Here is a 13481-nt window from a genome sequence, read left to right as displayed (position 1 = left end):
GAAGCCGAAGCGCCATAGGGAACTGCACATCGGCGATGGAAGCGGCTGGCAATCATGTTTGATTCTGTTCTTTTTCGGGTCTCGACGCTCGCCTCTCTCGCAGCGCGCTAGGAAGTATCATGGCATCTATCGAACTCGACCATGTCTCCAAGCTCTACGCCAATGGCGCCTATGGCGTACGCGACGTCGACCTGACCATCCCGGACGGCGAGTTCGTCATCTTTCTTGGCCCGTCCGGCTGCGGCAAGTCGACCACCTTGCGCATGATCGCCGGGCTGGAAGGCATTTCTTCCGGCGATCTGCGCATCGGCGGCAAGAGCATGACCCGGGTTGCCCCGCGCGACCGCAACATCGCCGTGGTGTTCCAAAGCTATGCCCTCTATCCGCATATGAGCGTGCGCCAGAACATGGCGTTCGGCCTGAAGATGCGCGGCGCCGACGCCGCCACCATCGATGCCAAGATCGCCGATGCCGCCCAGTTGCTCGGCCTGCAGAACCTGCTCGGCCGCAAGCCGGCCGCGCTTTCGGGCGGCCAGCGCCAGCGCGTCGCCCTGGGGCGGGCCATCGTGCGCGAGCCCGCCGCTTTCCTGCTCGACGAGCCTCTCTCCAATCTCGACGCCCAGCTTCGGGCCGAAATGCGCCTCGAACTCATCAAGCTCCATCGCCGCCTCGGCCGCACCATCGTGCATGTCACCCATGACCAGGTCGAGGCGATGACGATGGGCGATCGCATCTGCATCATGCGGGAGGGCCGGCTGGTCCAGTCCGGGCGGCCGCTCGAGGTCTATGCCAATCCGGCCAACACCTTCGTGGCCCGCTTCCTCGCGACACCGCCGATGAACCTGATCCCGGCCAGGCTGGAAGGGACGCCGGCCGAAGGCCTTGCGGTGGTGACGGATGCCGGCGCCAGGCTGGCCGTGCCGGCCCGCCACCATGCCTCCTATGGCGGGCGCGCCGGCCGCCGCGTCATCCTCGGCGTCCGGGCTGAGGACTTCTACGAGACCCAGCAGCATCCCGACTGGCAGAAAATCGCGATCCGCGTCGTCGCCATCGAAGCCCTCGGCGCCGAGAACATCCTGATCGGCCAGATCGCCGGCGAAAGCGGGGCCGGCGACAAGCCACTGGAGATCGCGGCGCGCCTCGGGCGCAATTTCACCGCCCCGATCGGAGCGACGGTGGAGCTCTATGTCGATACCCTGCCCATGCACCTGTTCGACCCTGAAACCGAGCAGGTGATCGCCAGGCCGGCGCTGACGGGAGGAGCCTGACGACGATGGGCAGCGACAGTGAGACCATTCCCTTCCGCCGGCGCTTCGGCCTGCATTTCGGCCTCTGCCTCGCCTGCGCCCTCATCCTGCTGCCACCGCTCTGGGTGCTCAGGACCAGCTTCCTGCCCGAGCAGCTCTCCTACAGCAGCGAGTTGATGCCGGCCTTCACCACCGAGAACTACGCCGCGCTGATCTCCAGCCGCTTCGGCGGCTCCTATCTCAACAGCCTGGTCGTGGCCCTCGGCTCGGTGTTGGTCGCCCTGCCCTTCGCGGCGACCACCGGCTATGCCTTCGCCCGCTTCCGCACCGGCGGGCGCTGGGCACGGTTCATCGTGCTGGCCACCCAGATGCTGCCACCGGTGGCGCTGGTGCTGCCGACCTTCACGCTGTTCCGCAGCCTGGAACTCTCCAACTCGCTGACCGGGCTGATCATCGTCTATGCCGCCCTCAACCTGCCCTTCCTGACCTGGATCCTGATGGGCTTCTTCGAGGGCCTGCCGATCGATCTCGAATGGGCCGCCATGACCGACGGCGCCACCGCCTGGGGAGCGTTCTGGCGCATCGTGCTGCCAGTATCGCTGCCCGGCATCGCCGCCGCCGGCGTGCTCGGTTTCATCCTGGCCTGGAACGAGTTCCTGTTCGCGCTGGTGCTGAGCGGACCGGCCACCGCGACCATACCGGTGGCGCTCGCCGCGCTGCAGACCTCCAACGGCGTGCAGATCGCCAAGGTCTCGGCCGGGGTCATCCTCGCCATCCTGCCTCTGGTCATCGCCTCGCGCTTCATCCAGCGCTTCATCGTCCAGGGACTGACTTTCGGCAGCGTCAAATAGGCCGGCAACACAGAGCGGCAACAAAGCCGCACATCACGGAGAGAGGGATAGAGCCATGATCTGGAACGAGAATCGCCTGAAAAGGACGCTGCTGGCGGCAGCCGGCACGGCGATGCTGCTGGGCACTTCGCTGTCGCCGGCGGCCGCGGAGACGGTCACCCTGCGCGCACTGATGGAGGACGTGCCGGAAACCAAGATCATCGAGGCGCTGCTGCCGGAATTCGAGCAGAAGACCGGCATCAAGGTCGAATTCGAGAAGATCGGCTATCCCGACATGCACGACAAGCTGGTGGCCCAGCTCACGGGGCCGCAGAGCTACTACAATCTGCTCGAGGTCGATTTCCTCTGGGCCGGCGAATTCCCGGCGGCGAACTGGCTCGTCGATCTCAAGCCCCTGGTCGAGAAGAGCAAATACGATCTCGGGGCCTTCATACCCTCCACCGTCGAGCTGCTCGGCGGCAGCCAGGACAAGCTCAACCTGGTGCCGATGTACAATTACTCGATGGGCCTGCTCTATCGGAAGGACCTTCTCGCCGACGAAAAGCTGAAGGCGGCCTATAAGAGCGCCACCGGCAAGGAGCTCGCCCTGCCCACCTCGCTGGAAGACTATGTGGCGATTTCCAAATTCATGAAGGCCAACGCCAAGGTCGCGGGCGCGGCGATGCAAGGCCAGCGCGGCGATCCGAACAGCATGGAATTCTCCAACTACCTGTTCTCGGCGGGCGGGGCCTATCGCGACGCCGCCGGCAGGGCCAGTCTGAACACGCCGGAGGCCAAGAAGGCCCTGGACCTCTATGTCGACAACATCCAGAACGGCGCCCAGCAGGGCGCGACCTCGGCCACGCTCGACGACACCATGCGGCTGATGTGCTCGGGCGCGGCCTTCTCCATGGTGACCTATTGGTGGATGCTGCCGCAGATGGACGATGCCGCCAAATGCCCGACGGTGGCCGGCAAGGTCGGGCTATCAGTGATGCCCGGCGGCCATGGCGAGAGCGGCGGCTGGGGCTGGGGCATTCCCAAGAACACCACGCCGGAAGAGCAGGAAGCGGCCTGGACCTTCATCCAATGGGTGCAGAGCAAGGAGATCTCGGTCAAGCGCGCCCTGCAGGGCCACGCACCCGTGCGCTCCGACGTCTACAAGGATGCCGAGGTGCTGAAGAAGTACCCCTTCTACGCGACGGCCGAATCCGTGGTGGCGAGCGGCAAGTCCTTCCCGATCTTCACCTATTCGGCCCAGTACGAGGACGTGCTCGGCACGCAGCTCTCACTCGCGGCCGGCGGCCAGGCGACGTCCGAGGCGGCGCTGAAGGCGGCCTCCGACGGTTTGCAGCAACTGCTCGACAAGTGACCTTGCCCCGGCGCGGTCTTCGGGCCGGGCCGGTTCTGCCCTAGAGCAAAGCGCGTTCAAGCGTGAACGCTAATTTGCTCTAACTCATTGTTCTGACGCGTCTTTGCGATTCTAGGTGACTCCGTCCAATCGCAAAACGCTATAGAAACCAGAGCAAAGCGCGATTTCTACAAAATCGCATCTTTTCTCTACCCCTTGTTTTGACGCGTTTTCTCAGGCGAAAAGTCTGCCAACTTTTCATGAAAACGCTCCAGTGGTGCGACAGATGAGCGTGATGGGATTGGCCGGACGCAGCCGGGAATGGCGGATCGGATGGGCTTTCGCCCTGCCCGGCCTCCTGCTGCTCGCCATCGTGATGGGTTTTCCGCTGGTCTATGCCTGCATCCTGTCGATCTCGTCGATGACGCTGATCAAGCCCAGCCTGATGCCGCTGGTGGGCTTCAAGAACTTCGCGTCGATGCTCGCCGACCCGCTGTTCTGGAATGCCCTGTGGCTTACCGTGCGCTATTCGGCCATCACCGTGATCGGCGAGTTTGTGATCGGCCTCGGCATCGCCCTGATGCTCAACCGTACCGTGCACATGAAGCCGGTCTATTTCGCCATCCTCACCATTCCGATGGCGATGTCGCCGATCTCGGTCGCCCTGATCTGGCGCATGCTGCTGCAGCCCAATCTCGGTATCGCCAACCATCTGATGGAGAGCTTCGGCCTGCCCCGGCTCGACTGGCTGGGCACGCCGGGCATGGCGTTGTGGACCATGGCGGCCATCGACATCTGGCAGCAGATGTCCTTCGTGGTGCTGATCCTGGCCGCCGGTCTCGCCGCCCTGCCGCGTGATCCCTATGAGGCCGCCGAGGTCGACGGCGCGCGGGCATGGCAGCAATTCTTCTACATCACCCTGCCGATGCTGCGGCCGGTGGCGGCCATCACCGTCATCATCCAGCTGATCAACGAGTTCCGCACCTATGACCTGCCCTATGTGCTCACCAAGGGCGGGCCCGGCAACGCCACGGAGGTGCTGAGCTTCTTCGCCTATCGCCGGGCCTTCCTCGGCCTCTCGCTCAATGAGGGAGCGGCAGCAGCCTTCGTGCTCCTGGTGATCGTGCTCGCCCTCACGGTGATCTTCTTCGCCGTATTGGAGCGCTCGCAGGCCGGCGAAACCGGGCGCTGAACGGAGCCTACTGCGCCGCCGAAGCCGGTGGCGTTTTGCCGGTGTCCTGCGTGACGTCCCGCCCCGGCCGGATGAAGCTGCGCAGCAATGGAGCGGCCGCACCCGAACGGCGGATCAGAGCCTCGGTGTCGGGCTCGACCACCGGCACCTCCCAGCCGCCATAGACGCGGAAGGGCAGGCGGAAGGGATTGGCAGCATCGGCATCGCTCCAATTGGCCACGCCGGCCATGTCGAGGCTGCGCAGGGCGATATTGGCATCCCCCGTCAACGACACCGAAAGGGAACCGTTCTCCATGCGGCAGTCGGCGGTCTTGGCCATGCCATCGGTGATCTTGAAGCTGGCCTTGGCGAGGTCGAAGGTGGTGCGGCCGCCATAGGAGGATTCGAAACGGGCCGAGAGCGGCCGCCGCTCGATCTTCTGCATCAGACTGGCGAGATCGATGCCGACCAGGGAGCCGCCGGCGACGCTGATATCGGCCCGTCCCTGCAGCGAGCGCGACAGGTCGGCGATGGAAGCGCCGGTGCCGCTGACGGCCATCGTCCCGGTGCCGGTTCCTTCCAGACGCCGGAAACCGAAGAGATCGCCGAGTGCGCCGCCCATGTCGACGCCCTCAAAGCTGGCGGCGGCGGCGAGTTCGGTCATCTTGTCGGAAGGCTTGAGCGCAATGGTGCCCTTGAGCGTGCCGCCATAGGCGACGGCCTCGCTGAGGGCGAGCTCGAGCTGACCGTTGCGGGTGGAGACGGTTGCCGCGGCGCGGCCGAGACGGACCTTATCGATGGTCGTCTCGCCGGCCGAAATGCGCAGATCGAGGTCGCTGACCAGTAGGCTGTTGATGCTGATATGATCGGCACGCCATTTGCGCGGACGGCCATCGGCAAGGTGGAGTTCATTGGAATAGGCGCTGAGGTCGAGCGTATCGGCGGCAAGCGTGCCGCTGACCTTGGGGCGCTCCTTGCCGAATTCGACGGTGAGCGAGCCTTCCGCCTCGTTGCCGTCGAGCGAGAGCTGAACCTCGTTGAGCGAAATGGCGCTGTGATCGAGCGTCAGGGGCGACTGCAGGTCATAGGCGGCGAGGCTGCGCCCGGCCGGCAGGCCGAAGCCGAGCCAGCGCAGCGTGTCGCGCAACGACGTGCCGCTGGCCGAGACCTTGCCGTCCAGCCGCCCCTCCCCGTCCAGCGTGCCGCTGGCGGCAAGATTGAGCGTATCGCCCTTGATGCGCGCCCGCATGTCCGACTTGCCACCCGCGATCAGGCTGGCGGGATCGGCGAGCGCCACGGCAATTTCGGCCTCGCGGTCGCGCCAATTGATCACGCCGGCCGCCGACATCGCATCGCTGCGGCCGGCCCAGGCGAACGTGACGTCATCGACCGAAACGGAGGTGACCCGGCCCAGGGCGCTGTCGTCATAACGGATGGTGCCGTCGACGAGACGAATGGTCTTGACCGGCATCGGCTTGTCGAAGCGCCCGGCGGCGGCCTCGGCCAACACGCCCTCCTTGAATTCCCACGAGCGCGCGCCATTCTTGCCCGCGGTGAGGCCGATGCTGGCACGCTTGAGCATCAGGCCCGATATTTCGATGCGCCCGATCACCAGCGGCGCCAGGCGCAGCGTGCCCTGCATCTTGTCGGCCACCAGCAGCGGCGGCAGGCCTTCGGCACCGGGAATGGTGACCTTCTCGATCATCAGCGTCGGCAACGGCGCCCAGGCCAGATGGACCTGGCCCTCTATGACGGGCGTACGGCCGGTCAGGGCGACGATCTCGCGGGTGAAGGTATCACGCAGCACGCTTTCCGGCGTCATCCACGGCACCGTCAGCACCACGGCAAGGAGCGCAGCAGCGATAGCGGCCAGGAATAGCCCAATACGCTTCATGCCGTTTCCGCGCCTCGCTCGATCAAAGGGTGGTTGGTGACCTCTGCCATGCGCCCGGGCGACGGAGCTGAATCACAAACTCGATGCATTATAAATGGCAGTCCATCGTGGTAAAAGCGAGGCTTGGTTATGGCAAAGCCGCCATGCGGGGAAAAGCAGCGGTCGCCGGCCATGACGGGTACGATACAATCGCGTGCCTTCCATTCCGCCAGCATGGGCCGCCATGGTTAAGAAAGCCGGAAGAGCCGGCGCGCGCCTCTTCCATGGGGCTTTTCTGCGTTTATCGGGCAGGCGACCCGATCAGATACACCATATGAAACGGCTCCTGCCCCGGCTCCCCGAGCGATATTCTCTCGCACCGCCACGGCAGCGCCGAGGCCGTCAGGCTGGCCTCGAAGGCCGCCGACCGGGTGGCCGACCACAGGCCGGCAACACCGCCCGGGGCAAGGGCGCGGGCGATGCGATCGATCCCCTCGCCCGAATAGAGCGCGTGGTTGGGCTCGTGCACGACATAATCGGGGCCATTGTCGGTGTCGAGCAGAATGGCGTCGAAGCCGGCGGGCTCGGCGGCGATGATCTCGGCGACGCTGCCGGTGCGCACGGTCACGCGGCCGTCCGCCAGCGGATGGCCGGCGAGCGGCGCGAGGACGCCCCGGTTCCAGGCAACGATTTCGGGCAGGAGTTCGCAGACGAGAATATGCGCCTGCGAACCGACGCCATCGAGCGTCGCCCTCAGCGTATAGCCCATGCCGAGGCCGCCGATCAGGATGCGGGGCGCCTGCGTCCCGAGGCGGCGGCAGACGGTCTCGGCCAGCACGATCTCCGAGCGGGGATCATGGTTCGACATCAGCTCCCAGCCATTGAAGCGGATGTCGAAGAGACCGCCGCGGCGGCGCAGGACGATCCGGTCTCCGTGCGCCGTCACCACGCTGTCGAGTTCCGTCCAGATCTCCATCACCCGCTCCATCCTACAGGAGACGGTCTTATAGCAGGGGCGACGGCAAAGGCTTCAGCCCTTGCCGCGGGCCTGCGATCGGCCGGCGCCGCCGAGGGGTTTTCGAGCGAAGCTCGGATCCCGGTCGAAACGGATTGGTGCATTACCCTCTTCCTTAGATCGCGAAATCGTCATACTGCAGTTGCGAAGAGCGATGCGGCAATGCCGGAAACTCTGCAAAGGGAAGCGCCGAAGCAAAGGGAAACAGCCGAGGACATGGCCAAGGAAACCACTGCCCAGGAAACCACTGCCAAGGAAGCCGCTGCCAAGGAACCCGCCGGCAAGCCGGCGTCGGACGAGGTGCTGGCGGGTGACATCGAGGTCCCTGCCGATCCGGCCGACAACAAGCCGCTATGGACCCCCTCGCCCGCACGCGTCGCGGGAACGCAGATCGCCGCCATCATCGCCGCCGCCAATGCCCGCCACGGCCTGAGCCTGAAGACCTATCGCGACCTGCATCGCTGGTCGGTCGAAAGCGCCGCCGACTTCTGGAACCTGATCTGGGACGACAGCGGCATCAAGGGCGAGAAGGGCGAGCGGCTCGCCAGCGATCTCGACGACATGCTCAAGGCCCGCTTCTTTCCCGATGCCAAGCTGAACTTCGCCGAGAACCTGCTGCCGCGCAGCGACGACGAGCCTGCCCTGATCTTCCAGGGCGAGGACAAGGCGAGCCTCTCTTTGAGCTGGCGTGAGCTCACCGACCTCGTCTCGCGCCTGCAGCAGGCCATGCGGGCCGAAGGGGTACAGGTCGGCGATCGCGTCGCTGCGATGATGCCGAACCGGCCCGAGACGGTGGCGATCATGCTGGCGGCCGCCTCGATCGGCGCGATCTTCTCCTCCTGCTCCCCCGATTTCGGCGAACGCGGCGTGCTCGACCGCTTCGGTCAGATCACGCCCAAGCTGTTCTTCGCCATCGACGGCTACTGGTATGCCGGCAAGCGCATCGACAACGGCGCCAAGGTGATCGCCATCGCCGCCGAACTCGGCTGCAAGACGGTGGTGGTGCCCTATCTCGGCGAGGCCGAGACGGTGGCGGCCAAGATCCCGGAAGGCACCACGCTGGCCATCCTCACCGCGCCCTACCGGGCCAAGCCGGTGGCGTTCGAAGCGCTGCCCTTCCACCAGCCTCTGTTCATCCTCTATTCCTCCGGCACCACGGGCGTGCCCAAATGCATCGTGCATGGCGCCGGCGGCACGCTGCTGCAGTTGGTCAAGGAACATCGCCTGCAATGCGACTTGCGGCCGGGCGAGCGCAGCTTCTATTTCACCACCTGCGGCTGGATGATGTGGAACTGGCTGATCGCAGGCCTGGCCAATGGCGAAACGCTGCTGCTCTATGACGGCTCACCCTTCCACCCGGATGCGAGCGTGCTGTTCGGTTTCGTCACGCGCGAGAAGGGCGTGATGTTCGGCACCTCCGCCAAATATATCGACGCAGCCCACAAGGCCGGACTGGTGCCGCGCGAAACCCATGATCTGAGCGCGATCCGGCTGATGACCTCGACCGGCTCGCCCCTGTCGCCGGAGGGTTTCCGCTGGGTCTATGAGGACGTGAAGAGCGATCTCCACCTCGCCTCCATTTCGGGGGGGACCGATATCGTCTCCTGTTTCGTGCTCGGCGACCCCACTTCGCCGGTATGGTCCGGCGAGATCCAGGCGCCCGGCCTCGGCATGGCGGTCGATGTGTGGAACGACGATGGCCAGAGCGTGCGCGAGGAGAAGGGTGAGCTGGTTTGCACCCGTCCCTTCCCGTCCATGCCAGTGATGTTCTGGAACGATGAAGGGGGCCACAAATACCGGGCTGCCTATTTCGAGCGCTTCGACAATGTCTGGCACCATGGCGACTTCGCCGAATGGACCCGCCATGGCGGACTGATCATCCACGGCCGCTCGGACGCCACCCTCAATCCGGGCGGAGTGCGCATCGGCACCGCCGAGCTCTACGCCCAGGTAGAGAAGATCCCCGAGGTGCTGGAATCGCTCGCCATCGGCCAGGACTGGCAGGGCGACGTGCGCATCGTGCTGTTCGTGCGCCTGCGCGAAGGCATGGCCCTGGACGACGCCCTCGTCGATCGCATCAAGCGCCAGATCCGCACCGGTGCCTCGCCGCGCCATGTGCCCGCCAAGATCATCGGCGTCACCGACATTCCGCGCACGAAATCCGGCAAGATCACCGAGCTTGCCGTGCGCGACATCGTCGCCGGCCGTTCCGTCAAGAACCAGGAGGCCCTGGCCAACCCCGAAGCGCTGGCTCTCTACAAGGACCTGCCGGCGCTGAGGGATTAAGAAAGAGGCCCCGCTTACGAGCCGTTCGGATCGGCAGGTTCAAAATCGCGACAATGTTGTTTCTTGCCGGGGCCGACCCGGCAATGACAAGATGATCCTCGCGCCGGCATGTCCGGCGCGCCTCAAAACCCATCAGGAACCGGCAACAGTGCACGCTTCGCGCATAGGCAGGGACATCACGAAGGCCGCCGTCACGGCCTTCGCCGTCTATGCGCTGCTGGTCAACAGCCTGCTGATGGGCGTACTGATGGCGCCGCAATTGCGGGCCGACACGCTCGACCGCAATCTCGCCGCGCTCGAAATCGTCTGCGCCGGCAACGGCATGGGCATCACCGATGCGGGATCAGTCCCGCCCGCAGACCATCGCGGCCATGAGGCGGAGTGCTGCATCCTCTGCCCCGGCTTCGGCGGGCCGGCCTCACCCGCCGGCATCGACCTGCCGCGGCGCCTTTCCATCTTGGCGGCCCTCGCCCCCTGGGCGGCGGACAGCCGCATTCCCCCTTCCCTCCATCGCGCGGCTGCCCACCCGCGCGGACCGCCGATGGCGTGACCTGAGAACGACCACCCCTTCGCTTTCGGCCTGACGCCGCCCGCAGCTTTCGGTTGCGAGCAGGCGGACGGCAACTCAGGACACCGCCATGACCATCTCCCACGGCGCGGACACCCTCGCGGTCGTTCCGCCCTCGCGCCTGTCGCTGCAGCGCGCCATCTGGCGCTGGCATTTCTATGCCGGCCTCCTCTGCGTCCCCTTCATGATCCTGCTGGCCGTCACCGGCTCGCTCTATCTGTTCAAGGACGAGATCAACCACACGCTCTTTGCCTATCGAACCGTCGTCGCCAATCCCGGCACGCCGGCCCTGTCGCCGGAAGAGCTGGTCGACAAGGCTCTCGAAGGCAGGCCCGAAGCCGCCGCCACGGCCTATGCCGAGCCCGCCGACGCCACCTCTTCGGCCAAGGTCACCTACAGGGACGACAGCGGCAAATACTATGTGTACCTCGATCCCTATAGCGGCGCCGTGCTCGACACGCTGCGCGCCGACCGCGAACCGATGTGGCTGATCAAGAAGATCCATAGCCTGGAACTGTTCGGCACCTTCACCAACCGGCTGATCGAGGCCGTGGGCGGCTTTGCCCTCATCCTGGTGATCACAGGGATCTATCTGTGGTGGCCACGCGGCCAGAGCGGGGGCGTGGTGACTGTCCGCGGCACCCCGGCACGCAGGGTGTGGTGGCGCGACCTCCATGCCGTCACCGGCGCCTTCGCAGGGCTGGTGATCTTTTTCCTGGCGGCCAGCGGCCTGCCCTGGGCCGGTTTCTGGGGCAAGCAGCTCAATGGGTTCGCGACGCAGGCGGGCCTCGGCTATCCCACCCAGCTCTGGGATGAGACCCCCACTTCCACCGTGCCGCTGCAGGACGTCGTCAGCAAGGCCGGCTGGACGGTGGAGAATTCGCCGGTGCCCCAATCGGCCCTGCCTTACACCCATGCGATCGGGCTCGATCGCGCCGTCGCCGTCGCGCGCGGCCTCGGCATCGCGCCCGGCTTCGAAATGGCGCTGCCGACCGAAGAAAACGGCGTCTACACCGCGGCGATCTTCCCGGACGATCTGTCCAAGGAGCGCACCATCCATATCGACCAATATTCGGGCAGGCCGATCGTCGACCTCAAATTCGAGGATTTCGGCGGCGTCGCCAAGGCGATCGAGTTCGGCATCAACGTGCATCAGGGCCAGCAATGGGGCCTTGCCAACCAGCTCGTGATGCTGGCGACGTGCCTGGCCGTCGTCCTCGCCAGCGTTTCCGGCGTGATGATGTGGTGGAAGCGCCGCCCCACCGGCAAGCTCGGCGTGCCGCCCTATCCCAGCGACTCGCGCGTCTACCGCGGCCTGTGGATTGTCGCCATCGCCGTCGGCCTCGCCTTCCCGGTCACCGGCCTTGCCATCATGGTGATGGTGGCGCTGGATCTCCTCGTCATCCGCACCGTGCCGCCTCTGCGCCGCGCCTTCGGATAGAGGAATCCCGGGAGCGCGGATGTCCCGTCCGCATCTTCCACTTGCGAGCATGCCGTTTTTGAAAGGCGGACAAGGACGTCGGCGTTTCCCGGAACGGTGGCGCAGTTGACATGAGGCCCGCTTCGCGGTTTGGCTCTGCCTGAAACGGGGGAGCAACAGGCTTGGCGGGCAAACGGACGGTAAAGCACTGGCGGACGGCCTTGTTCTGGCTGTGCGCCCTGCTGCTTGCCGGCGCCCAGGCGCCGGCCGCCTTTGCCCACCACCCCTCCGGCGATGGCAGCGGGGCCGGCATTCCCATCCCCAATCTCACCCATGGCCAGATGGCCGTGATTGCCGACAACATGCCCGCGATTCTTGCCCTCGCCGATCGTCAGACGGGGCTCGACGAGACCGCGCGCCGGCTGCGCGCCTTCGTCGACTGGCAGTATTTCTTCTGCTTCCGCGGGCTGGTCCCGGGCAGCCTGAAGGACGAGGAAAGCCCCTTCAACGAATGCAGCCATGCCTATCTCGCCGGCACGCAGGCCCTGCTTCTCGAACTCAGGCAGACGCGTGGAGACCGCGCGGAGGTGCGCGCCCTCGTCGAGAAGGTCGGGCTCGACATGGCCAGGAACAATGCCGCGCTGGTGCTTTGCCGCTTCAGCGGCGAGGCGTTCAGCACCGCCGACGTGGTGTCGCCGCGCTGGAGCGAGGTGCCCGGGCATCCCCCGAGCCTGGCGACTTTCGGCGGTCTCGCCTTTCTGATCGGCGGAGCCCTCTGGCTCGGCCTGCGGCGACGCACCGCGCCCGTTACGGGTCCCCTGCCGGCCGGATGAGGGTTTGCGGACGACAATAGGGCTTGCACGAAGCGATGATTGCCTGTCGGATGGTCTGACCATTCGATTTCCGACGGCTTTCATTCTGCCATGCGCATCCTCGTCCTCCAGCACCTCTCTTCCGAGCATCCCGGCATTTTCCGCTCCTTCTTCGCCCGCGACGGCGTCGAATGGGACGCGGTGGAACTCGACGAGGGCGGCACCATCCCGGCGCTCGAACCTTATGATGCGCTCTGGGTTATGGGCGGCGCCATGGATGTCTGGGACGTCGATCAGTTTCCCTGGCTGATCGAGGAAAAGCGTGTCATCCGCCGCTGGGTACGCGAACTCGGCAGGCCTTATCTCGGTATCTGCCTCGGCCACCAATTGCTCGCCGATGCGCTCGGCGGCACCTGTGGGCCGCAGATCCCGCCCGAAGTCGGCGTCTTCGATGTCGAGGTGACGCAGGCCGGCCGGGCAGACCCGCTTTTCGACGGCCTCGCGCCGCGCTTTCCGGTGCTGCAATGGCATTCGGTGCGCGTCGCCCAAGCGCCCGAGGGCACCGAGGTGCTGGCCTCCTCGCCCCTCTGCCCGGTTCAGGCCATCCGTGCCGCGCCGCGCGCCTGGGGCATGCAATATCACGTCGAGGCCGAGAATGCCGCCGTGCAGCAATGGGGCTGCGTGCCCGAATACAGGGCCGCCCTGGAGCGCACCAATGGCGAAGGCGCCATGGAACGCCTGCAGGCCGACATCGCCGCCCATGCCGAGGGCTTCGAGGCCAACGCCGCCATTGTCTATCGAAATTTCATGCGGCTCGCGCGATAATGGCGGCAAAAATTCAATAGGACATGCATGATTACTACCTTGAGGCCGTAAAAATGGCCCCTATAGCGTTTTGTGATTTGAAG

At 65.6% G+C, this 13481-nt stretch carries 11 protein-coding genes; 9 read left to right on the top strand and 2 right to left on the bottom strand.

The genetic code is table 11. The annotated features are described in order from the left end of the window. The first annotated feature begins 119 nt into the window (after positions 1-119). The 4 genes from ugpC to J8I29_RS01575 all read left to right on the top strand — a co-directional run bounded on the left by ugpC (position 120) and on the right by J8I29_RS01575 (position 4620). On the top strand, positions 120-1268 hold the full coding sequence (ugpC, locus tag J8I29_RS01590; protein WP_209430382.1) for a sn-glycerol-3-phosphate ABC transporter ATP-binding protein UgpC: 1149 nt from the start codon (positions 120-122) through the stop codon (positions 1266-1268). Between the two features lie 5 nt (positions 1269-1273). After that, entirely contained in the window at positions 1274-2098 is an 825-nt protein-coding gene (locus J8I29_RS01585; protein ID WP_209430381.1) for a carbohydrate ABC transporter permease, read from the top strand. Between the two features lie 55 nt (positions 2099-2153). Further along, positions 2154-3449, top strand: a complete 1296-nt coding sequence (locus J8I29_RS01580; RefSeq protein WP_209430380.1) for an extracellular solute-binding protein — start codon at positions 2154-2156, stop codon at positions 3447-3449. 265 nt (positions 3450-3714) lie between these two features. Continuing rightward, entirely contained in the window at positions 3715-4620 is a 906-nt protein-coding gene (locus tag J8I29_RS01575; RefSeq protein ID WP_245196540.1) for a sugar ABC transporter permease, read from the top strand. 7 nt (positions 4621-4627) lie between these two features. Here J8I29_RS01575 and J8I29_RS01570 read toward each other — a convergent pair whose 3' ends face one another. Both J8I29_RS01570 and J8I29_RS01565 read right to left on the bottom strand, forming a co-directional pair. Further along, on the bottom strand, positions 4628-6493 hold the full coding sequence (locus tag J8I29_RS01570; protein ID WP_209430379.1) for an AsmA family protein: 1866 nt from the start codon (positions 6491-6493) through the stop codon (positions 4628-4630). A gap of 280 nt (positions 6494-6773) precedes the next feature. Then, positions 6774-7448: a hypothetical protein gene (locus J8I29_RS01565; protein WP_245196539.1), complete on the bottom strand. Its 675-nt coding sequence runs from the start codon at positions 7446-7448 to the stop codon at positions 6774-6776. Between the two features lie 255 nt (positions 7449-7703). On the opposite strand from J8I29_RS01565, the gene J8I29_RS01560 reads away from it, so the two are divergent. From J8I29_RS01560 to J8I29_RS01540, 5 genes are all read left to right on the top strand, one after another. After that, entirely contained in the window at positions 7704-9773 is a 2070-nt protein-coding gene (locus J8I29_RS01560) for an acetoacetate--CoA ligase (protein ID WP_209430377.1), read from the top strand. Between the two features lie 148 nt (positions 9774-9921). After that, on the top strand, positions 9922-10323 hold the full coding sequence (locus J8I29_RS01555; protein WP_209430376.1) for a hypothetical protein: 402 nt from the start codon (positions 9922-9924) through the stop codon (positions 10321-10323). A gap of 88 nt (positions 10324-10411) precedes the next feature. Next, positions 10412-11782, top strand: a complete 1371-nt coding sequence (locus tag J8I29_RS01550) for a PepSY domain-containing protein (RefSeq protein WP_209430375.1) — start codon at positions 10412-10414, stop codon at positions 11780-11782. Positions 11783-11943: 161 nt separating this feature from the next. Further along, the gene (locus J8I29_RS01545; RefSeq protein ID WP_209430374.1) at positions 11944-12594 is read left to right on the top strand and encodes a hypothetical protein; all 651 of its coding nucleotides are present in this window, start codon (positions 11944-11946) and stop codon (positions 12592-12594) included. Positions 12595-12684: 90 nt separating this feature from the next. Beyond that, a complete protein-coding gene (locus tag J8I29_RS01540) occupies positions 12685-13398 on the top strand; it encodes a type 1 glutamine amidotransferase (RefSeq protein ID WP_209430373.1) in 714 nt (237 codons plus the stop codon). Positions 13399-13481: the final 83 nt, after the last annotated feature.

It is taken from the genome of Labrys sp. LIt4 (genome assembly GCF_017813775.1).
GTDB lineage: Bacteria > Pseudomonadota > Alphaproteobacteria > Rhizobiales > Labraceae > Labrys > Labrys okinawensis_A.
Note: the sequence above shows the minus strand (reverse complement) of the source record. Positions and strands in the feature narration are given on the sequence as shown.